The sequence below is a fragment of the Eikenella glucosivorans genome, assembly GCF_016025525.2.
Lineage (GTDB): Bacteria > Pseudomonadota > Gammaproteobacteria > Burkholderiales > Neisseriaceae > Eikenella > Eikenella glucosivorans.
Map to the genome: position 1 here is coordinate 115,515 of NZ_JACSGR010000005.1, position 19,451 is coordinate 134,965.

Sequence of the window (19,451 nt, forward strand, 5' to 3'; positions counted from 1 at the left end):
TGAAAACAGTTCGGATGTTTTCAGGTAGCCTTCTGCTTGTTTGGAATAGTTTGAATTAATTGGAAAAGAGGCTGCCTGAAATTTTCAGGTAGCCTCTTGTGCGCTTGGCGGGCTTAGGCTTTTTTCACAAATTCGGCCTTCAGGTTTAGTGCGGTGCCGTTCACTTTGCAGGCAATGGCGTGGTCGCCTTCCTGCAGGCGGATGTTTTTCACTTTGGTGCCCTGCTTCAGCACCAGCGAGCTGCCTTTCACTTTGAGGTCTTTAATCAATACCACGCTGTCGCCGTCGGCCAAGGGCGCGCCGTGGGCGTCGGTGACGGCCTGGTCGGCATCGCCTTCGGTGGTGGCTGCGGCTTGCGCCGGCCATTCGTGGGCGCATTCGGGGCAGACGAAATGGCTGCCGTCTTGGTAAACGTATTCGGATTGGCATTGCGGGCAGGGCGGGAGGGTGCTCATTGGTGTTCCTTTAATGGTTGGCGCGTTAAGAGGCTACCTGAAATCTGTTTTCAGGTAGCCTGTTGGGCTGGCGGATTATAAGGCGGCGAGCACGGCGTCGCCCATGCCGGAGCAGGATACGAGGGTGGTGCCTGCTTCGTGGATGTCGCCGGTGCGCAGGCCTTGTTGCAGCACTTTTTGCACGGCGGCTTCGACTTGCGCGGCGCGCTCTTCGTCGTTCAGGCTGTAGCGCAGCAGCATGGCGAGCGAGAGGATGGTGGCCAGCGGGTTGGCTTTGTTTTGCCCGGCGATGTCGGGGGCGGAGCCGTGCGAGGGTTCATATAGGCCTTTGCCGTTTTCGTCGAGCGAGGCGGAGGGCAGCATGCCGATGGAGCCGGTCAGCATGGAGGCTTCGTCGGAGAGGATGTCGCCGAAGATGTTGCCGGTGGCGATGACGTCGAATTGTTTGGGTGCGCGCACGAGCTGCATGGCGGCGTTGTCCACATACATATGGGTGAGTTCGACGTCGGGGTATTGTTTGCTGATTTCTTCGAAGATTTCGCGCCACAGTTCGGTAGTTTCCAAGACGTTGGCTTTGCCGACGGAGCAGACTTTTTTGCTGCGTTTTTGGGCGGAACGGAAGGCGACGTGGGCGATGCGGCGGATTTCGCTTTCGCTGTATTTCATGGTGTTGTAGCCTTCGCGCTCGCCGTTTTCCAGCGTGCGGATGCCGCGCGGTTCGCCGAAGTAGATGTCGCCGGTGAGCTCGCGCACGATGAGGATGTCGAGGCCGGCGACGATTTCGGGTTTGAGGGTGGAGGCGTTTGCCAGTTCGGGGTAGAGGATGGCGGGGCGCAGGTTGGCAAAGAGGTTCAGGTCTTTGCGGATGGCCAAGAGGCCGCGTTCGGGGCGCAGGGGGCGGTCGAGGTTGTCGTATTGGGGCGAACCGACGGCGCCGAGCAGGACGGCGTCGGCTTTGCGGCACAATGTCTGTGTGGCTTCGGGATAGGGATGGCCGTACTGGTCGTAGGCTTCGCCGCCCAAGGGGGCGTATTCGTAGGTAACGTCGAGGCCTTGGGCGATGAGTTTGTCGAGCACGCGTACGGTCTCGCGGATGATTTCGGGGCCGATGCCGTCGCCGCGGAGGATGGCTAGTTTTTTGGTCATGATGGATAAGTCCTTGTGGGAGGGTAGGAATAGGTTTTCAGGTAGCCTTTTCGGGTTGGGGCTGTCTGGAAAGCTGGATTGCCAGGCGTTTAAACTGCGATTCTATATTCTTCGATACGGATTTTAAACAGGGCTTTGCGCAGGGGCTGGCCGGGCTGGCCGACGAGGGGTGCGTGGCCGTCGTTGGGGAAGAAGAGGGCGAATTCGCCGGGCGTGAGGGTGAGCCAGCTTTGGGGCGGGCAATCGAAGAATTCGATGTCGCGCTCTTGGTGGTAGCCTGAGCTGTTTTTCAGGTAGCCTCTGTCGATCCAGCCGTAGGTTTCGGCGGCGCTGACGGGGGCTTGGATGTCGATGTGCAGGCGGTGGGCTTCGGGCCGGGCGGTTTCGGCGGCGCGCAGGGTTTCGGTTTGGAGAAACAGGCGGATGTTGGGGTTGGTGCAGGGAATTTGGCCGTCGGGCAGGCGGGCGAAATCGAGGGTTTGCAGCAGGCGGATGGCTTCGGGAAAGTCGGGGTGCAGCGCGGCGTAGCGGGCAGCGTGGGCGATGGCGTCGGTGATCATGGCTATCTTTAAAACAAGCAGGGCGGGTTTTTGCGGAGCTGAAAACTAAAAACGGCGGGCGGTTTACACGGAAGCTTGGCTGCCCAGCGTGTCGGCGTAGTGTTCAGCAATGGGCACGGTGCGGCGGGTGGTTTGGCGGATGTCTGCGCCTTCTGCCGACCACAGCGGCGGGAAGAAGGAATAGACGCTGTTGCCGTCGAGCGTTGCCATGTCTTGCTGCCAGCCGGGCCAGCGGACGTTTTCGTAGAAGAGTGCCAAGTTTCCGCTGAATGCCCAATTCAGGAAATCGGTGTAGCCTTTGCCGCAGTCTTCCCATTTGAGGGTGTCGGGCGGGAAGTAGAATACGTTGCCGGGTGTGCCTTGCAAGCCGCCGCCGTTGAGGGCGAAATAGCCGCCTGCGGCGTCGTCGGCGATGAGGTAGTAGGGCGCGGGTGCGCCGGGTGCGCTTTGGGTGCGGCCGAGGTTCCAACTGCCGAGGCCGCGCGGCAGGCGGGGGCTGCCTGAGCCGAGGATGCGCAGCCAACCGTGGTCGATCAGGATGCCGCCGGTTTCATACACCACGGCACCCATGGTGGAGCGGGTGGATACTTGGGTTTTCACCAGTTCGCTTGCAGCCTGCTCGGCTTGGCGCGGCAGGATTTCCACGGGGTTGGCGGCTTGGGCGAGCCATTCTTGGATGAGCGGCCAGGCGGGATCGGCGGTGTGGATGAGGTCGGACAGGGTTTTCATGGGGCTACCTGAAAAAGTGAAGGCTGAGTGGCAGTATTAGAATCTACGTCGGGGCAGACTTCGTGCAGCGGCCTGCGTTCGGCATAGGGCAGCGGGGCGGCGTAACCTAGGCGCAGCAGCAGTTGGGGCTGTTCACTGCTGCGGGGAAAGAGCTCGTTTTTCAGCTTTTGCCGCAGCGCGGAAACTTCGCAAGGCTGGTTGAGGTAGGCGTGGGCGATGCCCTGCTGTGTGAGTGAGAGCAGGAAGCGTTGCAGGCTGCGGCCGGTGGCCACCCAATCGGCAAGGTTGTCAGCGGGGCTGGTAACCAGTGCCAAATGCGACGATGCGGCGATTTTTTTGCGGTCGGTTTTGTTTTGCGTTTTGGCGTTGAGCATGAATTTAACAATCGGTTCGCTGAGCCAGCGCGGCAGATTGGGCGCACCGAGGGCGGCGTAGCTGATGCCGTCGCGGGTGCGTTCGGCGTGTTTTTTGTTGAAACGTATCCACGACAGCAATTCGGCTTTGAACGCGGGGTCGGACATTTGTGCGGCGTTGCCCTGCATCACGGCTTCGGCAAGCAGCCTGAAAGCCTCGCTTTGTCGGCCGAACAGATGGATTTCGATGCCGTTGCCGGGCAAATTGGACAGCGCGGTTTTCAGGTAGCCTTCGGGAATCAGGCTGCCGTTGTACATCGAACGGTTGGTTTGGCGTTGGCGGATATAGACGGCAAGCGGGTCGGCGGTCATCTGTTCGGATGCGTGCAGGCGGATGCGGATGGTGTTGCCGCTGATGCGGGTTTCGGCGGCATAACCCAAAACAGATGCCTGCAAACACAGGTTTTCGGCGGCGCAGCCGAGGCTGATGAAGAGTTCGCGGCGGTTGCCGTCCACGGCGGGCAGTTCGCGCGAAAAATCGGGGGAAATGACGATTTCGTCTGCTTCCCACGCAAAACGCCAAGGCTGGGTGTTGTGGCCGGAAGGGGCGCGGATGGCGGCGTCAATCAGGGTTGCCAGTTGGTTACGGTTCATGTTTGTCCTGATATTTTAATCTCCTTACCGCGCAGAGCGGCGCATTCGCGGTGTTGGCCGAGCAGTTGGGCGCGGGAAGGCTACCTGAAAAGGGATGGAGGTTTAGCTTTGCAGAAACTCAGCCTTACTCCGAAAGACTTCGTTTTAACTGCGTTGAAGCTTGCGCTTTCAGGTAGCCTGCAAAGGGTTTAGTCGATGGCGCGGGTGTCACCGCTCACGGGGTCGTCCACGCGCATATTGCCGCTGGCTTTGTCCACTTCGTAGCTGAACAGGCGCGGGGCGGTTTGCGAGTCGCCGCCACAGCGGGCGTTGTGCTGTTCGCGCACGTCCACAGTGTAGCCTTTGGTGGTTTCTGTGGTGATGAAGAGCAGGCATTCCGGCTTGAGGCTGGTGAGTTTGTGGCGGGCGATAGAGGCGGACACGCGCTCGACGGCTTGGTCTTTGCTGCGCACGGCTTCGGCCTGGGCGGGCTGGATGAGGAGTGGGAGCAGGGCGGCAAGGAAGAGGGAAGGTTTCATGGGTTTTCCTATAGTTAGGGTTGGATAAAGCAGGGTGAGGCTACCTGAAAAACACGGTGCGGTTTCAGGCAGCCTGATTTTAGCTGTTAAACAGCCAGGGCTGGCTTTGGCGGCGTTGTGCTTCGAAGGCGCGGATTTCGTCGGCGTGTTGCAGGGTGAGGCCGATTTCGTCGAGGCCGTTGAGCAGGCAGTGTTTGCGGTGCTCGGTGATGTCGAAGGTGAACACGCTGCCGCCGGGGGTGGTAACGGTTTGCTGCGCTAAATCAATGCTTAATTGATAGCCTTCGGTGGCATAGGTTTCCTGGAAGAGCTGTTCGACTTGTTCTTCGGTTAAAACGATGGGCAGCAGGCCGTTTTTGTAGCAGTTGTTGAAGAAGATGTCGGCAAAGCTGGGGGAGATGACGGCGCGGAAGCCGTAGTCGTCGAGCGCCCAAGGGGCGTGTTCGCGGGAGGAGCCGCAGCCGAAGTTTTTGCGCGTGAGCAGGATTTGTGCGCCTTGGTAGCGCGGCTGGTTGAGTGAGAAATCGGGGTTGAGCGGGCGCTTGCTGTTGTCCATACCGGGCTCGCCGTGGTCGAGGTAGCGCCATTCGTCGAAGGCGTTGGGGCCGAAGCCGGAGCGTTTGATGGATTTTAAAAACTGTTTGGGGATGATGGCGTCGGTGTCGACGTTGACGCGGTCGAGCGGGGCGACGAGGGCGGTGAGCTGGGTGAAGGATTTCATGGCGGTGGTTTTCGTGGGATGGGGGCTACCTGAAAAGTGGGTGGGCAGGCAGATAGAGTAAATTATTTATCTTCAATATATTATATTTAATCCGGCGGATAAAACAGGCAGCGCGGGGCTGCCTGTGTGCGCTGGTTTATTCGGTGGCGCTTTCGATTTTCTCGCCCACATGGGAGATGCCGCGGCCAACGGCGTTGCTGCCTTTGCGCACGGCTTCGCGGGTGTTGTCGATGTTGTTGGCGGTGTCTTCTTTTACGCCGTGCCAGGTGCTGGAACAGGCGGAAAGGCCGATGGCGGCAATGGCGAGGATGAGAAGTTGTTTCATGATTTCAGCTCCTTAGGTTTAAGAATTGAAAGGTGCGCGATTGACTCGCACGGGCGGTATTATCGGCTAAAAAGGTACTTGCTACGGCTGGTTTAGCCTGAATTTATCGGATTTTACTTTTGCCTGGCTGCCGCTGCTGCTTTGATTTTGCCGAGGCAGCATTTCAGGTAGCCTTTGAATGCGGAGGCGGTTCAGCGGTCGCGGCCGGGGTTGTATTTGCGCACGATGCGGGTGAGGTCGGATCGGTGGCGGCGGCAGAAGGCGTCGGCTTCGGCGCGGCTGGGGCGGCGTTTCCCGTCTTGGCCGAGCAGGCGGATGGCGGGGTGTTCGCGCAGCATGGAGGCCACGGGCTCGCTTTCGATTTGTTTGCTGCATTCGCCGTAGCGGGCGAAGCCTTCGTAGACGTTGTTTAGGCGGGTGCGGGTGTCGATTTCGGCGCGGGCGATGCGCGGGCAGGCGGCGATGAAGGCTTCAAACATGGCGAATTCGCTCAGCACGGTGCGGCATTGCTCGGACGTGGGCGCGGCCACGGGCTCGGCGGCAGCCAGGGCGGGGAAAAGGGCGGCGAGGAGGAGGGCTGTTTTTAGTTTTAGAGGGTTCATGGGTTTAATCTGTTGCGTGGTTGCTTGGATTGGGTATTTTAACTTTTTCAGGTAGCCTTTTGGGCTGCATAGAGGCTACCTGAAAAATCCATCAAGCCAGTTGCCGCACATCCACAAAATGCCCGGCCACGGCCGCCGCCGCCGCCATCGCGGGGCTGACGAGGTGCGTCCTGCCACCGTTGCCCTGCCGCCCTTCAAAGTTGCGGTTGGAGGTGGAGGCGCAGCGTTCTTTCGGCGCGAGGCGGTCGGCGTTCATCGCCAGACACATGGAGCAGCCCGGTTCGCGCCATTCAAAGCCCGCTTCGGTGAAGATTTTGTCCAGCCCTTCGGCTTCGGCCTGCTTTTTTACCAAACCCGAACCCGGCACCACCAGCACGCGGTTCACGCTGTCCGCTTTTTTGCGCCCTTTGGCCACGGCGGCGGCTTCGCGCAAATCTTCGATGCGGCTGTTGGTGCACGAGCCGATGAACACCACGTCCACGGGGATTTGGTTCAGCGGCGTGCCGGCCTGCAAGCCCATATATTCCAAGGCGCGTTCCATGCCGCCGCGTTTCACCGGGTCGGCTTCGTCGGCGGGATTCGGCACTTTGCCGTCCACGCCCAGCACCATTTCGGGCGATGTGCCCCACGTTACCTGCGGCTCGATGTCTTCGGCGCGGAAGTTGTACACTTTGTCGAATTGCGCGCCGTCGTCCGACACCAGCGTGCGCCAGTAGGCCACGGCTTTGTCCCAATCTTCGCCTTTGGGCGCGAGCGGGCGGCCTTGCACATAATCGATTGTGGTTTGATCCACCGCCACCAAGCCGCTGCGCGCGCCCGCTTCAATCGCCATATTGCACAGGGTCATGCGGCCCTCCATGCTCAGGCTGCGGATGGCGTCGCCGCCGAACTCGATAGCATAGCCCGTGCCGCCCGCCGTGCCGATTTGGCCGATGATATAGAGCGCGATGTCTTTGGCGGTTACGCCCGGTTTCAGGCTGCCTGAAACTTCAATCAGCATGGATTTGGACTTTTTGGCGGTGATGCACTGGGTAGCCATGGTGTGCTCCACTTCGCTGGTGCCGATGCCGTGCGCCAGCGCGCCGAACGCGCCGTGGGTGCTGGTGTGCGAGTCGCCGCAAACCACGGTCATGCCCGGCAGCGTCGCGCCCTGCTCGGGGCCCATCACATGCACGATGCCTTGGCCTTTGTCCATAAAGGGGAAGTAGGCCAGTGCGCCGAATTCTTTGATGTTTTTGTCCAAAGTGTCCACTTGCAGCTTGGAAATCGGGTCTTTGATGCCTTCGTCCCAATGGTCGGTGGGCGTGTTGTGGTCAGCGGTGGACACCACGCTGTCGATACGCCACAGCTTGCGTCCTGCCATTTTCAAGCCTTCAAAGGCCTGCGGGCTGGTCACTTCGTGCACCAGATGGCGGTCGATATAGAGAAGGACGGTGCCGTCTTCTTCTTGATGGACAATATGGCTGTTCCAGAGTTTGTCGTAGAGGGTTTGCGGGGTCATCATTGTGTTCCGGTTGGGTTGTTTTTTGCGCATTATGCACATAATGTCTAAATTTAGCAAGATTTCTGAGAAAATAAAGTTTAGAAATAGTTTATGGTGAGATATTTATACTTTTTGTCTAATTTGAATTGGCGCGTGTGTTCGTGATTTCCTGCTTATATAATAACGCCCTAGCAAATCCAAAAGGCTACCTGAAAACATGAGCTCCGAAACCCTGTCCCTGGCCGCACAGGCCGCTGCCGAAGTATTGCAACGCCTGGCGCCGCAGGCCGCCGCGCCCGTATTGCCGCTGTTGGGTGAATTGTTTGCCGCACAGGAAGGCGGCCACAGCTACATCACGCTCACGCCGCAGCAGGCCGATGAGCTGCGCCAAGCCGCGCCGATTGTGGGCGATGGCGCGGGCTTCACGCCGCTGGTGTTGCGCGGGCGCAAGCTGTTTGGCGGGCGGCTGTTTGCGCTGGAGCAAGATGTGGCTGCCGAACTCAAGCGGATTGCCCGCGGCCGGGTGGGGCTACCTGAAAACGCCTGGTTGCGGCAGCGCTTGCAGGCCTGGTTTCCCGATGCGGGCTACGACGGGCAGCGGCTGGCGGCCGCGCTGGCGGTATTGCAGCCGCTGATGCTGGTAAACGGCGGGCCGGGCACGGGCAAAACCACTACTGTGGCGCGCCTGTTGGCCCTGCTGTGCCACGATGCCGACAGTCTGCCGCGTATCGCGCTCACCGCGCCCACCGGCAAAGCTGCCGCGCACCTCACCCGTTCCCTGCACCGTGCACTGCAATCCTTCGATATCGGCGATGAAGCCGTGCGGCAGCACCTCACCGCGTTGGAAGGACAAACTGTCCACCGCCTGCTGCGCCTGGGCGGCAGCAACGGCCGTCCACAGTTTAACCGCGAACAGCCGCTGCCTTTTGACATTATCGTGGCCGACGAAGCCTCGATGCTGGATTTGCCGCTGCTGCACCAATTATTGTGTGCCGTGCCGGAACATGGCCGGCTGATTTTGCTGGGCGACGAAAATCAGCTGCCGCCGGTGGGCATCGGCGCGGTGCTGCCCGTATTGGCGCAGCCCACCGTGCTCACTGCCGACCAAGCCGCGCAGCTGGCCGACTGGCTTGGCGGCAGCATGCCTTTTGCCGTAAGCGGCAATCCGCCGCCCTTGGCCGGCAACGTGGCGCGGCTGGAGCGCAGCCACCGTTTCGACCCGCAACGCGGCGTGGGCGCATTGGCGCAGGCGGTGGTGGCCGGGAATGCGGAAGGTGCCGCGGCTGCATTTGAGCGTTTCCCCGCAGAGCTGCTGAGGCTACCTGAAAATCTGGCCGACTTGGCGCGCGCGTTTGCCAAACGCCATACTGGCTATTGGCAGGCGGTGGCAGGCGGCGATGCGGCAGCCTGCTTTGCCGAGCAGCAGCGGCTGGTGGTGTTGGCGGCACGGCGCGAGCAGGCGGCGCAATTCAACCGCGAATACCTGCGCCTGCTGGCCGCACAGGGCAGGGCGGCGCAGGGCTGGTTTGCCGGGCAGGTGCTGATGGTGGCGGAAAACGATTATGCGGTGAAGGTATTTAACGGCGACATCGGCATCGTGCTGCCGCAGGGCGAGGGGCTGGCCGCCTTCTTCCCCGACGCGGGCGGCTTCCGCGCCGTGGCGCTGAGCCGCCTGCCCGCGCACGACACGGCCTTCGCCATGACGGTGCACAAAAGCCAGGGCTCGGAATACGAAGAGGTGTGGCTCTTGGGCGATGAAACCGGTTCGGCGCTGTTTGACCGCACGCTGCTCTACACCGCGGTTACCCGCGCCCGCGAGCGCTTCGGCTATGCCGGCAGCATGGCCGTGCTGGAAGAAGCGGTGCGGCGCAAAAACAGCCGGCGCACCGGGCTGGGCGAAGCTTTGGCGCACCCGGCGGCATAGTGCGGCACATGAAAGAGGCTACCTGAAAACCGGATGGCGTTTTTCAGGTAGCCTCATTGCCGTTTCCAAGCCGCAACGGTGCGTTTGATTTTTCAGGTAGCCTTATATGGCGGATTAACATCTTGTCGATGCAAGGCGGGCCAAGGCCGTATCGGAAGTTAATCCGCTATATCCATTTTCCCGCCATCAGGCCGCGTGATAGCGGATATATGGAATGGCGATTTCTGCCGGAAGCGGGCTTGGGTTATCATGCACCCGTCTGCAACCATCCGAAACCAGCGAAAGAAAGCAAAAGCATGATGAAAAAATACCTTGCCGCCGCCGTGGCCGCCCTGTCCCTTTCCGCCCACGCCGCTCCTGTTTTCAATATGTTCGAACTCGGCGTGCAGCCCGGCCAAACCGCCGCGTATGACGAAGTCGGCCGCAACAACATCACTGCCTCAGTGCGCGGCGAAAAAGGCACGCTCGCCATGTATTCCGCTAAACGGCGCGACAACCCGGAAATGGCGTATATGTTTGAAATCTATGCAGATAACGAAGCCTACCAAGTCCACACCCAATCGCCGCAATACAAACATTTCCTGCAAAAATCCCCCGAAATCCTCACCGACCACAAACGCCGCATCGCCCTGGAACCGCAGTTTCTCGGCGACAAACGCGTGCGCCAAACCGCCCGCACCATCAACAACTTGGTTATCGTGGACGTGAAACCCGAACACGCGCAGGCCTTCAAAGCTATCGTGATGCCCGAAATGGCGCAGTCGCTCAAAGTGGAGCGCGGCGTGCTGGCCATCTATGCCGCCACCGAGCAGGGCAACCCCAACCGCTGGTATTTCTACGAGATTTACGAGAGCGAAGCCGCCTACCAATCCCACCGCCGCACGCCGCATTTCCAAGACTATCTGACGCGCACGGCGGACATGGCGACGAACAAGGAAAGTATCGCCATCACGCCCGCACTGCTGATGAACAAGGGAGGGCTGCGGTTTGAGAATCCGTAAAGCCAACACGTTCAGTAGCCTGCCAGCAACCTAGAGGCTACCTGAAAACAACAATCTAGGCTGAAAAAAACTGCCTCAAATCAATATGCCCCTTCCCAGCCTCGGCTACCATTGTAGGAAAACTTTCAGTCTGCCTACATAGAGGCTACCTGAAACGGGTTTCCCGAAGGAGGCTGAGTTTTCAAAGCTAAAAATCCCCAGCAAAATCAACCTGAAACCAGGAGAAGACAATGAAACACATCGTCATGCTCACCGGTAGCCCGCACCCGCACGGCGCCTCGCACCAGCTCGCTGACGCCTGCATGAAAGGCGCGGCAGAAAACGGCCACGACATCTACCGCTTCGACGCGGGGCTGGAAGCCGATAAAGTCCAGTTCCTCAAACTCGACGCCGCCGAGCGCACCATCATCAGCGACGACTACATCCACCGCGAAGTCCTGCCGCGCCTGCAACAGGCCGACGTCGTCGTATTTGCCGCCTCGCTCTACTACTTCGGCATGAACGCCCAGCTCAAAGCCGTCATCGACCGCTTCTACGAAATCAACCACGAACTGAAAGACGGCAAAGCCTGCGTCACCCTGCTTGCCGGCTACGGCCAGGGCGAAGACATCCGCCTCCTCGTCGAACACTTCGCTATCATCCGCCGCTACCTGCGCTGGAAAGACGCCGGGCAAGTCATCGCTGAAGACTCGTGGAATGCACGCAAACTGCAACAGCACATTCAGGAAGCCTACGAAATCGGCAAAGCTATTTAAATCAAGGCCGGGGCACCGCCGTAGTGCCGGTTAAGCCGAGGCCGGATTCAGCTTCGTTGAAGCTGCGTTTTAGCTTCGCAGAAACTTGCTTTACCCCTTTTCAGGTAGCCTAATCCCCTAAGCCATCTGCCTGTTTCCAACAACAGTGCCTTACCCCGCCCAACCAGGAGGTATCATGAACCCCATCGACCGCCGCAAATTGCTGCAAAGCGCAGCTGTCATTGCCGCCACCGCCGTCCTGCCCGCCTGCGCGCAGGCCGAGGATAACGGCAATACGCCGAACCGCGCTTCCGCCGCATCCGCATCCGCTTCGTCCTCAAATACCGTCAAAACGGGCGGCTGGGCGCGGGTGAAAACGCTGCTTATCGTGTCGCATCCGTATCCCGACCAATCCGTGATGATTAAAGGTTTGCAGCAGGCGGCGGAGACGGTGGACAACGTAACCGTGCGCAATCTGGAAAGCATTTACGGCTTCGACAGCCGCGCCATTGACGGCGAGGCAGAACGCCGCATCACGCGCGAACACGACCGCATCGTGTTTATGTTCCCCACCCACTGGTTCAACATCACGCCGATGATGAAGGCGTATCTGAACGACACTTGGGGCAGCGTCGGCCCGGGTTTGTGGCAGGGCAAGGAAATGCTGATTATCACCACAGCGGCGGGCGGCGGCAGCACCTACGGCAAAAACGGCCGCATCGGTGTGCCGCTGGCCGACGTGTTCCTGCCGATGAAGGCCAGCGCGCTGCACGCGGGCATGATTTATCTGCCGCCGCTGGCGTTTGAAGGCGTAACCCCGTCGCGGCTGGGAGAATACCAGCGGCAGGTGGTGGAGCAGCTGACGCGATGATTTTGCTGCGTTGGCGTTTTTTCTTCGCAGAGGTCCTCACTGCATCCGTTTAATTGTGCGGGCGCTGTGCTTTAGCTTCGCAGAAACTCCGCCTTGCTTCGCAAGGCATCGCTTTCAGGTAGCCTCCATCTTGCGAAGGCTACCTGAAAAATAAAGGGGCGAAACAAAACGGCTGCCTCAAATCAATATGTCGCGCCGCAACCTCGGTTAGCATTTGCCGATTGAGTGGGCGGATACCGGTTATTATGGGCGTGGTACAGACGTTTGGCTCCACAGCAACAAACGCAGTCGGCAGGAATAGCATCAAAGGCTACCTGAAAGCGTGGGCTGCAACGGAGTTAAAACGGAGCGCAGCGCAGTTTCTGCGAAGCTAAAATTTCAGCTCCGCAGCCATTCCGCTGCCTTGCGGAAGCTCCGTTTCAGGCAGCCTCAAACCGGCATTGATGAACCCCCTTCATCAGGCTTATCGATCCAACCCCGTTTATCCCAGCTGCGCAGACGGCTACACTGTGCCGGTCAGGTAACGGGCGCAGTTCGGCGGATTTGCCGATTGTGCCTTTGCCCCGCCGTACAGGAGCCTCCATGCCCAAACCTCTCGCCGCCGCGCTTATCGGCAGCCTTATCTTCGCCCTCGGCGCACCTGCCGCCGCCCGCACCCCCGTCCCAACGCCAAACAAGGAGCAAACCATGTCATCCCTATCCCCCCGCCAGCAACATCTTGCCGCCATCGCCTCCGCCGCCGCAGCGGGCGACACGGGCAGTCTGAAAACCGCGCTTGCCCAAGCCTTAGACGGCGGCATCACCGTGAAAGAAGCGCGCGACGTGTTCGTGCAGCTTTACGCCTACGCCGGCTTCCCGCGCAGCTTGAACGCGCTCGCCACGCTGGACGGCGTGGTGAAAGAACGCCGCGCCGCCGGACAAAAAACCGATGAAGGCAAAGCCCCCGCGCCGCTGCCGCGCGACACCGACCTGCTCGCGCTGGGCACGAAAACCCAAACCGAACTGGTCGGCCGGCCGGTGGACGTAACCGCCCTGTCGCCCGACATCGACCGCTACCTGAAAACCCACCTGTTCGGCGACATCTTCGCCAGCAACGTGTTGGACTGGCAGGAGCGCGAGCTGGTCACCATCACCATTTTAAGCAGCCTGCACGGCGCGGACGGCCAGCTTGCCAGCCACATCGCCGTGGGCAAACGCAACGGGCTCACCGACGCGCAAATCGCCGCCGTGCGCCAAATGGCCGCGCCCCGTTCGCTCAGCCCCTTCGGCATCGGCCGGCCGAACGATGCCTACGCGCAATATTTCAGCGGGCCGAGCTACCTGAACCCGCTCTCCACCGAACAGGTCGGCGTGTACAACGTGACCTTCGAGCCGTCCGTGCGCAACAACTGGCACATCCACCACGCCGAAAAAGGCGGCGGGCAAATCCTGATTGTTACCGGCGGGCGCGGCTATTATCAGGAGTGGGGCAAACCCGCGCGCGAACTGAAAGCGGGCGACACGGTGAACATCCCCGCCAACGTCAAGCACTGGCACGGCGCGGCGAAAGATTCGTGGTTCCAGCATCTGGCGGTGGAAGTGCCCGGCGAAGGCACGCGCAACGAGTGGCTGGAGTCCGTGTCGGATGAAGATTACGGCAAATTGCCCTAAACCGCATAAAGGCTACCTGAAAATGAACCAAGCGAGTTTCTGCGAAGCTAAAACATGGCTTCGACGCAGTGAAAACGAGCAAAACGTTTTTCTGCAAAGCAAAAATTTTCAGGTAGCCTTTCCATTATCGCGCCACGCGATACCCGCTATATCGATTTGCCATTTCCCCCATTTCTACGGCTGCCGTATCATCACCACCATCTAGTCGGGCTACCTGAAAACGGAGCTTCCGAAGGAAGCGAAGTTTTTGTGAAGTTTCAGCACAGTCAAAACAAGCGCAGCCCGCCCCCTTTCATCACCCATAATTAAAGGATAAGCACCATGAAAACCTACCCAAAAATCGCTCTCGGCACCTGGTCTTGGGGCGTCGGCACATTCGGCGGCGATGCCGTGTTCGGGCAAACCCTGACCGAAGCGCAAATGAAAGAAGTGTTCGACACCGCCATGAAAGCCGGTCTGAACCTGTGGGACACCGCCTATGCTTACGGCTTGGGCGATTCTGAAAAAGAGTTGGGCAAATTCATCCGCCAAGCACCCAAAGGCAGCGTCATCCTGTCCACCAAATTCACGCCCAATCTTGCCGACGAAAGCCAAGCCGATCCTTTTGTGTCCATGTTGGACGGCAGCTTGGAACGCTTGGGCGTGGACGACATCGACCTCTACTGGATACACAATTCGCTGGACGTGGAACGCTGGACGCCGTATCTCATTCCCGCGCTCAAAAGCGGCAAAGTCAAAGCGGTGGGCGTATCCAACCACAACCTCGAACAAATCAAACGCGTTGTCGAAATCCTTGCCGCCGAAGGGCTGAAACTTGGCGCGGTGCAAAACCATTTCAGTTTGCTTTACCGCAATTCCATTGACGACGGCACGCTGGCATATTGCCGCGAAAACGGTATCGCCTTCTTTGCCTATATGGTATTGGAACAAGGCGCGTTGAGCGGTCGTTACAACGCACAAAATCCCTTGCCTGTCGGCAGCCGCCGCGCCGAAGCCTACAATAACGTCTTGCCACAACTGCAAAAACTCACCGACACCATGACCGAAATCGGCAAACCGCACAACGCCTCTGCCGCACAAGTGGCGATTGCTTGGGCGATTGCCAAAGGCACGCTGCCGCTCATCGGTGCGACCAAACCGCACCATGTTACCGACGCTGCCGAAGCCGCAAAATTGGTGTTGACCGCCGAACAGGTCGCCGAACTCGAACGCTTGGCGCAGGAAACCGGCGTCGATACGCGCGGTGGCTGGGAAGGGCAGGCGTAAGGCGTTTGCCGTTTGGCTTCGTAGAAACTGCGCTGCTCTCCGTTTTAACTCCGTTGAAACTCACATTTTCAGGTAGCCTTTAACCCCGTTTCAGGCTACCTGAAACCCATTCTTTTATTCATGCAAGGACTCCAAAAATGAAACAAACCCTCCTGCTTGCCCTGCTCGCCGCCGCCTTCTCCACCGCCGCCGCGCAGGATTTAAAAACGCTCGACCGCGTCGATCCCGCCTACCGCGAAGCCGCCAAAGGCTGGGTGGTGGATTTCGGCGACCCCGCCGTCCGCAAACAGTTTGACGAACGCAATGCCCGCCGCGCCGCCGAAAGCAGCCAGCCTGCCGAAAGCTGGCGCGTGCCCGCCGCCAAGGGTGAACCTGCCGTGCCGCTGTATGTCTATAAACCGCGCAATGCAGGCGGCGGCAAACTGCCCGTCATCTACTTCATCCACGGCGGCGGCTATATCCTAGGTAACGCCAAAATGGGCGGCGACGCGCTGCAAGCGATGGCCGACCGCCAGCAGGCCGCCGTGGTCAGCGTGGAATACCGCCTCGCCACCCAAGCCCCTTTCCCTGCCGATTTGCACGATGCCTATCGCGGCTTGGAATACGTCTATAAAAACGCCGCACGGCACGGGCTGGACAGCGAACGCGTGGTGCTGATGGGCGAAAGCGCGGGCGGCGGGCTCACCGCACGGCTGGCACTCTACACCCGCGACCAGGGCAAACTCACGCCCGAAGGCCAGGTGCTGATTTACCCCATGCTCGACTACCGCACCGGCACGAGCGAATCGCCCTACCGCAATGAAAACGCAGGTGAATTTGTGTGGACGCCCAGCGCCAACCGCACCGGCTGGACGGCACTGCGCAGCGGCCAAACCATCCGCCCCGACCAAATGCCCTACTTCTCCCCCGCGCTGGCGGAAAACCTGAAAGGTCTGCCGACCGTGTTCATGATGGTGGGCGATTTGGATTTGTTCGTAAACGAAGACGTGGACTACGCCAACCGCCTGATTCAGGCCGGCGTGCCCACCGAGCTGCACGTGCTGCCCGGCCTGTACCACGCCTTTGAAGCCGCCAACCCCGACGGCGCGCAGACGAAAAATTATCTGCAATGGCGCACCGACGCAGTGAAGCGGATGTTTGCCAATCCCGTGCACTAAGGCGTTTCAGGCTGCCTGAAAGTCCTTTTCTCATATGGGGAAAGGCCACCTGAAAAACGACAGGCAGCCTGAAAGCAGTAGGTCGGACATTCATGCCCGACCCGCACCGACTGCCAACCCAAAGGAAGAGAAACATGACAGAACACGAAAAACTGCTCGCGGGGCTGGAATACGATTACCGCGACCCCGAAATCCAACAAATGATTCTGACCGCCAAAACACGGCTGCGCCGGTTCAATGAAAGCGACGACCCCGCCGAACAAAGCCGCATTGTGGCGGAAATGGTCGGCAAAAAAGGACGGGGCGCGGTCATCCTACCGCCGTTCCGCTGCACTTACGGACAGCACATCGAGCTAGGCGACGATGTGTTTGTGAACATGAACGCCACCTTTTTGGATTCCAACAAAATCGTCATCGGCGAGCGCACCCTGCTCGGACCCGACGTGAAAATCTACTGCGGCGAACACGCCTTGGATTACCGCCACCGCTTCGGCACGCGCGAAGACGGCAGCCCATATCTGATAACCACCACGCGCCCCGTCGTCATCGGCAAAAACTGCTGGATTGGCGGCAATACCACCATCCTGCCGGGCGTAACCATCGGCGACAATGTGGTTGTAGCCGCCGGCTCGGTGGTGAACAAAGACGTGTCAAGCAACTGCATCGTGGGCGGCGTGCCAGCAAAACACATTCGGGCGTTGTAAGCCATAAGGTTTCAGGCTGCCTCACATCGCTGCAGTAGGCTACCTGAAAAATCATCCCACCGGGTTCTATGCCGATTTATGAACCCTGCTCACAACCCCATGCAGCAAATAAGGGCTAATCCGCAGCGGGCGGTTCGGTTAGAATACGCCGCATATCCCCATTTCAGGCTGCACGCACCCGAAAGCAGCCTGCACCCCTTTCCCCACCCTTCACAGGAGACCCCGCCATGACCCAAACCGTCAAAGCCTACGCAGCACATTCCGCCGACACCCCGCTCGTTCCCTTCACCTTCGAATACCGCGACCCGCGTCCCGACGACGTCGTCATCGACATCCTCTACACCGGCGTCTGCCACAGCGACCTGCACACCGCCCGCAACGACTGGGGCGGCACGATTTACCCCGTCGTCCCCGGCCATGAAATCGTCGGCCGCGTGCGCAGCGTCGGTGCGAACGTCAGCAAATACAAAGCGGGCGACCTCGTCGGCGTCGGCTGTCTCGTCGATTCCTGCCGCCACTGCGAGCCGTGCAAACACGACCTCGAACAATACTGCGAAAACGGCTTCGTCGGCACCTACAACGGCATCGACAAACACGACGGCCGGCCCACCTACGGCGGCTACGCCAAAACCATCACCGTCAGCGACGCCTTCGTGCTGAAAGTGCCGGAAAACCTCGACGTCAAAGCCGTGCCGCCCATCCTCTGCGCCGGCATCACCACCTGGTCGCCGCTGCGCCACTGGAACGTCGGCAAAGGCAGCAAAGTCGCGGTCATCGGCCTCGGCGGCCTCGGCCACATGGCGATCAAACTCGCGCACGCCCTCGGCGCGGAAGTCACCCTCTTCTCGCGCAGCCCGGGCAAAACGGCAGACGCCAAACGCCTCGGCGCGCACAACGTCGTCATCTCCACCGACGACGCGCAGATGAAAAGCGTGGCGAACCAGTTTGACCTCATCATCGACACCGTGCCCTACGGCCACGACGTCAACCCCTACATGCCGACGCTGAAACTCGACGGCACCCTGGTGTACGTCGGCCTGCTCGGCGACGTCACCCCGCCGCTCAACACCGTGCCGATGATCCTCGGCCGTCGCGCGGTGGCCGGCTCCGTCATCGGCGGCATCAAGGAAACGCAGGAACTGCTGGACTTCTGCGGCGAACACAACATCACCGCCGACGTGGAAATGATCAACATGGCCGACATCAACGACGCCTATGAACGGATGCTGAAAAGCGACGTGAAATACCGCTTCGTCATCGACATCGCCACGCTGTAAGGGCTACCTGAAAAAGGCTACCTGAAAATTTCAGGTAGCCTCATCATTTGGCGAACCGCGCGGCCAATTCGCAAGGGGCGGCCATTCCACCGCAACCGGCAGGGTACGCGTGGACAGGATTGAGCGAACCTACCCGGATGGTACATACGATGCCAAAGTCTCCATCTACGATTCCAAAACCAGGCGCTATCTGCCCAAAACCGGTAACGGCGTTTCCACCATGTTCCCGGATCACTGGTCGGTGGATAGGATTAAGGTGGAAACAGATGCAGCCTTCAAAGTCAGACAACCGCTGGAAGGAAAAGAAATGAATGGCTGGGAAGAAACTGGTCCTTCCAATATAAAAATACAAGGATTCATCCATCCTCATGCAGGAAAATCAACAACTGCTTTTCCTAGTTCTGATTAATAATTAAAAGGAGCATACTATGAAATTAATATTTCGAATTATCTATGCCGAGCCATGGAAAAGATATATTACTCAAGCAATTTCTTATCATGCCGTTAAATACAAAGTTGATGGTTATCCTGTTGGAGATTCTGATTTTGAAGAAGAAAAAATACTAGGCATGTATTTACATGATTTGAAAATGATTGATGTAGTAAAATCCATTTTGCATAAACTTAAAAAGCCTCTTGCAAAAACTGGATTGGTTGGCTCTGAATCATGGTATGCAGAAATTATCGATGATAAAGTGAAGATGCAATTTGGATTTGCATCGGAAGATCCGGAGGATGAGGATTATCAACCGATATTATTCCTGCCCCGCAAGGAGGTAGCGTATGCCATGGAAAAATGGCTGGCATTCCTGCAGCGGGATATTGACCCGAACTATTCGGAAATCATCGATACTGAAGAAGCTTATCTCTAAGCCATAAGAGGCTACCTGAAAATTTTTAGGTAGCCTTTTCATCACCTTGATTAGGCGTGGCAAAGGGTGCAGCCAACGCCGATATTCCGAACAAAACCATCACCCATGCTGCTAATAATCGATTTAATTGCGTTGAAGCTTACGCTTTTCAGGTAGCCCTGTGGTTGCTCGCCATCCGGCGCACATTCCATGCGGTATAGTGAATTAAATTTAAACCAGTACAGCGTTGCCTCGCCTTGCCGTACTATCTGTACTGTCTACGGCTTCGTCGCCTTGTCCTGATTTAAATTTAATCCACTATAAATTTTTTCAGTTAGCCTGCATGGCGGATAGGCTACCTGAAAACAGGCTACCTGAAAAATCCCGCTACACTCTCCGCCCCTCTTCCCGCCGAAAGCTTGCCAAAAGCCCGTGTTTCGGGCAAAGTTCGCCCATTTCAGCGGCGGCAG

At 58.8% G+C, this 19,451-nt stretch carries 20 protein-coding genes and 2 pseudogenes; 11 read left to right on the forward strand and 11 right to left on the reverse strand.

The annotated features are described in order from the left end of the window. Positions 1-113: 113 nt before the first annotated feature. The 10 genes from H9Q10_RS07405 to leuC all read right to left on the reverse strand — a co-directional run bounded on the left by H9Q10_RS07405 (position 114) and on the right by leuC (position 7,564). A complete protein-coding gene (locus tag H9Q10_RS07405) occupies positions 114-455 on the reverse strand; it encodes a zinc ribbon domain-containing protein YjdM (protein WP_197903323.1) in 342 nt (113 codons plus the stop codon). Between the two features lie 75 nt (positions 456-530). Then, positions 531-1,601: a 3-isopropylmalate dehydrogenase gene (gene leuB / locus H9Q10_RS07410; protein WP_197903324.1), complete on the reverse strand. Its 1,071-nt coding sequence runs from the start codon at positions 1,599-1,601 to the stop codon at positions 531-533. Between the two features lie 89 nt (positions 1,602-1,690). Next, positions 1,691-2,161 (reverse strand): NanQ anomerase/TabA/YiaL family protein, encoded by a 471-nt coding sequence (locus H9Q10_RS07415; RefSeq protein ID WP_197903325.1) that lies wholly within the window; start codon positions 2,159-2,161, stop codon positions 1,691-1,693. A gap of 63 nt (positions 2,162-2,224) precedes the next feature. Then, a complete protein-coding gene (locus tag H9Q10_RS07420) occupies positions 2,225-2,890 on the reverse strand; it encodes a DUF2625 domain-containing protein (RefSeq protein ID WP_197903326.1) in 666 nt (221 codons plus the stop codon). Further along, positions 2,887-3,897, reverse strand: coding sequence for an Acg family FMN-binding oxidoreductase (locus H9Q10_RS07425; RefSeq protein ID WP_197903327.1), 1,011 nt, complete (start codon positions 3,895-3,897; stop codon positions 2,887-2,889). The genes H9Q10_RS07420 and H9Q10_RS07425 overlap by 4 nt, the downstream gene beginning before the upstream one ends. A gap of 188 nt (positions 3,898-4,085) precedes the next feature. Beyond that, the gene (locus tag H9Q10_RS07430; RefSeq protein ID WP_197903328.1) at positions 4,086-4,415 is read right to left on the reverse strand and encodes a hypothetical protein; all 330 of its coding nucleotides are present in this window, start codon (positions 4,413-4,415) and stop codon (positions 4,086-4,088) included. 79 nt (positions 4,416-4,494) lie between these two features. Further along, positions 4,495-5,136: a 3-isopropylmalate dehydratase small subunit gene (gene leuD, locus H9Q10_RS07435; protein WP_197903329.1), complete on the reverse strand. Its 642-nt coding sequence runs from the start codon at positions 5,134-5,136 to the stop codon at positions 4,495-4,497. 136 nt (positions 5,137-5,272) lie between these two features. Next, a complete protein-coding gene (locus H9Q10_RS07440) occupies positions 5,273-5,461 on the reverse strand; it encodes a hypothetical protein (RefSeq protein ID WP_197903330.1) in 189 nt (62 codons plus the stop codon). Between the two features lie 191 nt (positions 5,462-5,652). Beyond that, positions 5,653-6,063, reverse strand: coding sequence for a hypothetical protein (locus H9Q10_RS07445; RefSeq protein WP_197903331.1), 411 nt, complete (start codon positions 6,061-6,063; stop codon positions 5,653-5,655). 91 nt (positions 6,064-6,154) lie between these two features. Beyond that, entirely contained in the window at positions 6,155-7,564 is a 1,410-nt protein-coding gene (gene leuC / locus H9Q10_RS07450; RefSeq protein WP_197903456.1) for a 3-isopropylmalate dehydratase large subunit, read from the reverse strand. Between the two features lie 199 nt (positions 7,565-7,763). On the opposite strand from leuC, the gene recD reads away from it, so the two are divergent. From recD to H9Q10_RS07505, 11 genes and pseudogenes are all read left to right on the forward strand, one after another. Further along, positions 7,764-9,470, forward strand: a complete 1,707-nt coding sequence (gene recD / locus H9Q10_RS07455; RefSeq protein WP_197903332.1) for an exodeoxyribonuclease V subunit alpha — start codon at positions 7,764-7,766, stop codon at positions 9,468-9,470. 296 nt (positions 9,471-9,766) lie between these two features. Beyond that, the gene (locus H9Q10_RS07460) at positions 9,767-10,471 is read left to right on the forward strand and encodes a putative quinol monooxygenase (RefSeq protein WP_197903333.1); all 705 of its coding nucleotides are present in this window, start codon (positions 9,767-9,769) and stop codon (positions 10,469-10,471) included. A 230-nt stretch (positions 10,472-10,701) separates the two neighbouring features. Then, a complete protein-coding gene (locus H9Q10_RS07465; protein ID WP_197903334.1) occupies positions 10,702-11,226 on the forward strand; it encodes a flavodoxin family protein in 525 nt (174 codons plus the stop codon). A 175-nt stretch (positions 11,227-11,401) separates the two neighbouring features. After that, a complete protein-coding gene (locus H9Q10_RS07470) occupies positions 11,402-12,076 on the forward strand; it encodes an NAD(P)H-dependent oxidoreductase (RefSeq protein WP_197903335.1) in 675 nt (224 codons plus the stop codon). A 582-nt stretch (positions 12,077-12,658) separates the two neighbouring features. Next, positions 12,659-13,726 (forward strand): carboxymuconolactone decarboxylase family protein, encoded by a 1,068-nt coding sequence (locus H9Q10_RS07475; protein WP_197903336.1) that lies wholly within the window; start codon positions 12,659-12,661, stop codon positions 13,724-13,726. 321 nt (positions 13,727-14,047) lie between these two features. Further along, on the forward strand, positions 14,048-14,992 hold the full coding sequence (locus H9Q10_RS07480; RefSeq protein WP_197903337.1) for an aldo/keto reductase: 945 nt from the start codon (positions 14,048-14,050) through the stop codon (positions 14,990-14,992). Positions 14,993-15,129: 137 nt separating this feature from the next. Next, positions 15,130-16,149: an alpha/beta hydrolase gene (locus tag H9Q10_RS07485; RefSeq protein ID WP_197903338.1), complete on the forward strand. Its 1,020-nt coding sequence runs from the start codon at positions 15,130-15,132 to the stop codon at positions 16,147-16,149. A 134-nt stretch (positions 16,150-16,283) separates the two neighbouring features. Then, positions 16,284-16,853: a sugar O-acetyltransferase gene (locus tag H9Q10_RS12240; RefSeq protein WP_197903339.1), complete on the forward strand. Its 570-nt coding sequence runs from the start codon at positions 16,284-16,286 to the stop codon at positions 16,851-16,853. A 227-nt stretch (positions 16,854-17,080) separates the two neighbouring features. After that, positions 17,081-18,130 (forward strand): NAD(P)-dependent alcohol dehydrogenase, encoded by a 1,050-nt coding sequence (locus H9Q10_RS07495; RefSeq protein WP_197903340.1) that lies wholly within the window; start codon positions 17,081-17,083, stop codon positions 18,128-18,130. 61 nt (positions 18,131-18,191) lie between these two features. Then, a pseudogene (locus H9Q10_RS07500) lies at positions 18,192-18,539 on the forward strand (EndoU domain-containing protein); the annotation flags it as partial. 19 nt (positions 18,540-18,558) lie between these two features. Continuing rightward, positions 18,559-19,002, forward strand: a complete 444-nt coding sequence (locus H9Q10_RS07505; protein WP_197903341.1) for a DUF5376 family protein — start codon at positions 18,559-18,561, stop codon at positions 19,000-19,002. Between the two features lie 185 nt (positions 19,003-19,187). On the opposite strand, the pseudogene H9Q10_RS07510 reads toward H9Q10_RS07505, so the two are convergent. Then, positions 19,188-19,319 (reverse strand): annotated as a pseudogene (locus H9Q10_RS07510) (IS5/IS1182 family transposase); the annotation flags it as partial. Positions 19,320-19,451 lie beyond the last annotated feature (132 nt).

Bases quoted from the DNA above. Each gene is read 5' to 3' on its own strand.
- H9Q10_RS07495 (WP_197903340.1), top strand. From the start codon at position 17,081: ATGACCCAAACCGTCAAAGCCTACGCAGCACATTCCGCCGACACCCCG.
- H9Q10_RS07420 (WP_197903326.1), bottom strand. From the start codon at position 2,890: ATGAAAACCCTGTCCGACCTCATCCACACCGCCGATCCCGCCTGGCCG.
- leuD (WP_197903329.1), bottom strand. From the start codon at position 5,136: ATGAAATCCTTCACCCAGCTCACCGCCCTCGTCGCCCCGCTCGACCGC.
- H9Q10_RS12240 (WP_197903339.1), top strand. From the start codon at position 16,284: ATGACAGAACACGAAAAACTGCTCGCGGGGCTGGAATACGATTACCGC.
- H9Q10_RS07505 (WP_197903341.1), top strand. From the start codon at position 18,559: ATGAAATTAATATTTCGAATTATCTATGCCGAGCCATGGAAAAGATAT.
- recD (WP_197903332.1), top strand. From the start codon at position 7,764: ATGAGCTCCGAAACCCTGTCCCTGGCCGCACAGGCCGCTGCCGAAGTA.
- H9Q10_RS07460 (WP_197903333.1), top strand. From the start codon at position 9,767: ATGATGAAAAAATACCTTGCCGCCGCCGTGGCCGCCCTGTCCCTTTCC.
- leuC (WP_197903456.1), bottom strand. From the start codon at position 7,564: ATGACCCCGCAAACCCTCTACGACAAACTCTGGAACAGCCATATTGTC.
- H9Q10_RS07425 (WP_197903327.1), bottom strand. From the start codon at position 3,897: ATGAACCGTAACCAACTGGCAACCCTGATTGACGCCGCCATCCGCGCC.
- H9Q10_RS07470 (WP_197903335.1), top strand. From the start codon at position 11,402: ATGAACCCCATCGACCGCCGCAAATTGCTGCAAAGCGCAGCTGTCATT.
- leuB (WP_197903324.1), bottom strand. From the start codon at position 1,601: ATGACCAAAAAACTAGCCATCCTCCGCGGCGACGGCATCGGCCCCGAA.
- H9Q10_RS07430 (WP_197903328.1), bottom strand. From the start codon at position 4,415: ATGAAACCTTCCCTCTTCCTTGCCGCCCTGCTCCCACTCCTCATCCAG.
- H9Q10_RS07440 (WP_197903330.1), bottom strand. From the start codon at position 5,461: ATGAAACAACTTCTCATCCTCGCCATTGCCGCCATCGGCCTTTCCGCC.
- H9Q10_RS07485 (WP_197903338.1), top strand. From the start codon at position 15,130: ATGAAACAAACCCTCCTGCTTGCCCTGCTCGCCGCCGCCTTCTCCACC.
- H9Q10_RS07445 (WP_197903331.1), bottom strand. From the start codon at position 6,063: ATGAACCCTCTAAAACTAAAAACAGCCCTCCTCCTCGCCGCCCTTTTC.
- H9Q10_RS07480 (WP_197903337.1), top strand. From the start codon at position 14,048: ATGAAAACCTACCCAAAAATCGCTCTCGGCACCTGGTCTTGGGGCGTC.
- H9Q10_RS07465 (WP_197903334.1), top strand. From the start codon at position 10,702: ATGAAACACATCGTCATGCTCACCGGTAGCCCGCACCCGCACGGCGCC.
- H9Q10_RS07415 (WP_197903325.1), bottom strand. From the start codon at position 2,161: ATGATCACCGACGCCATCGCCCACGCTGCCCGCTACGCCGCGCTGCAC.
- H9Q10_RS07405 (WP_197903323.1), bottom strand. From the start codon at position 455: ATGAGCACCCTCCCGCCCTGCCCGCAATGCCAATCCGAATACGTTTAC.
- H9Q10_RS07475 (WP_197903336.1), top strand. From the start codon at position 12,659: ATGCCCAAACCTCTCGCCGCCGCGCTTATCGGCAGCCTTATCTTCGCC.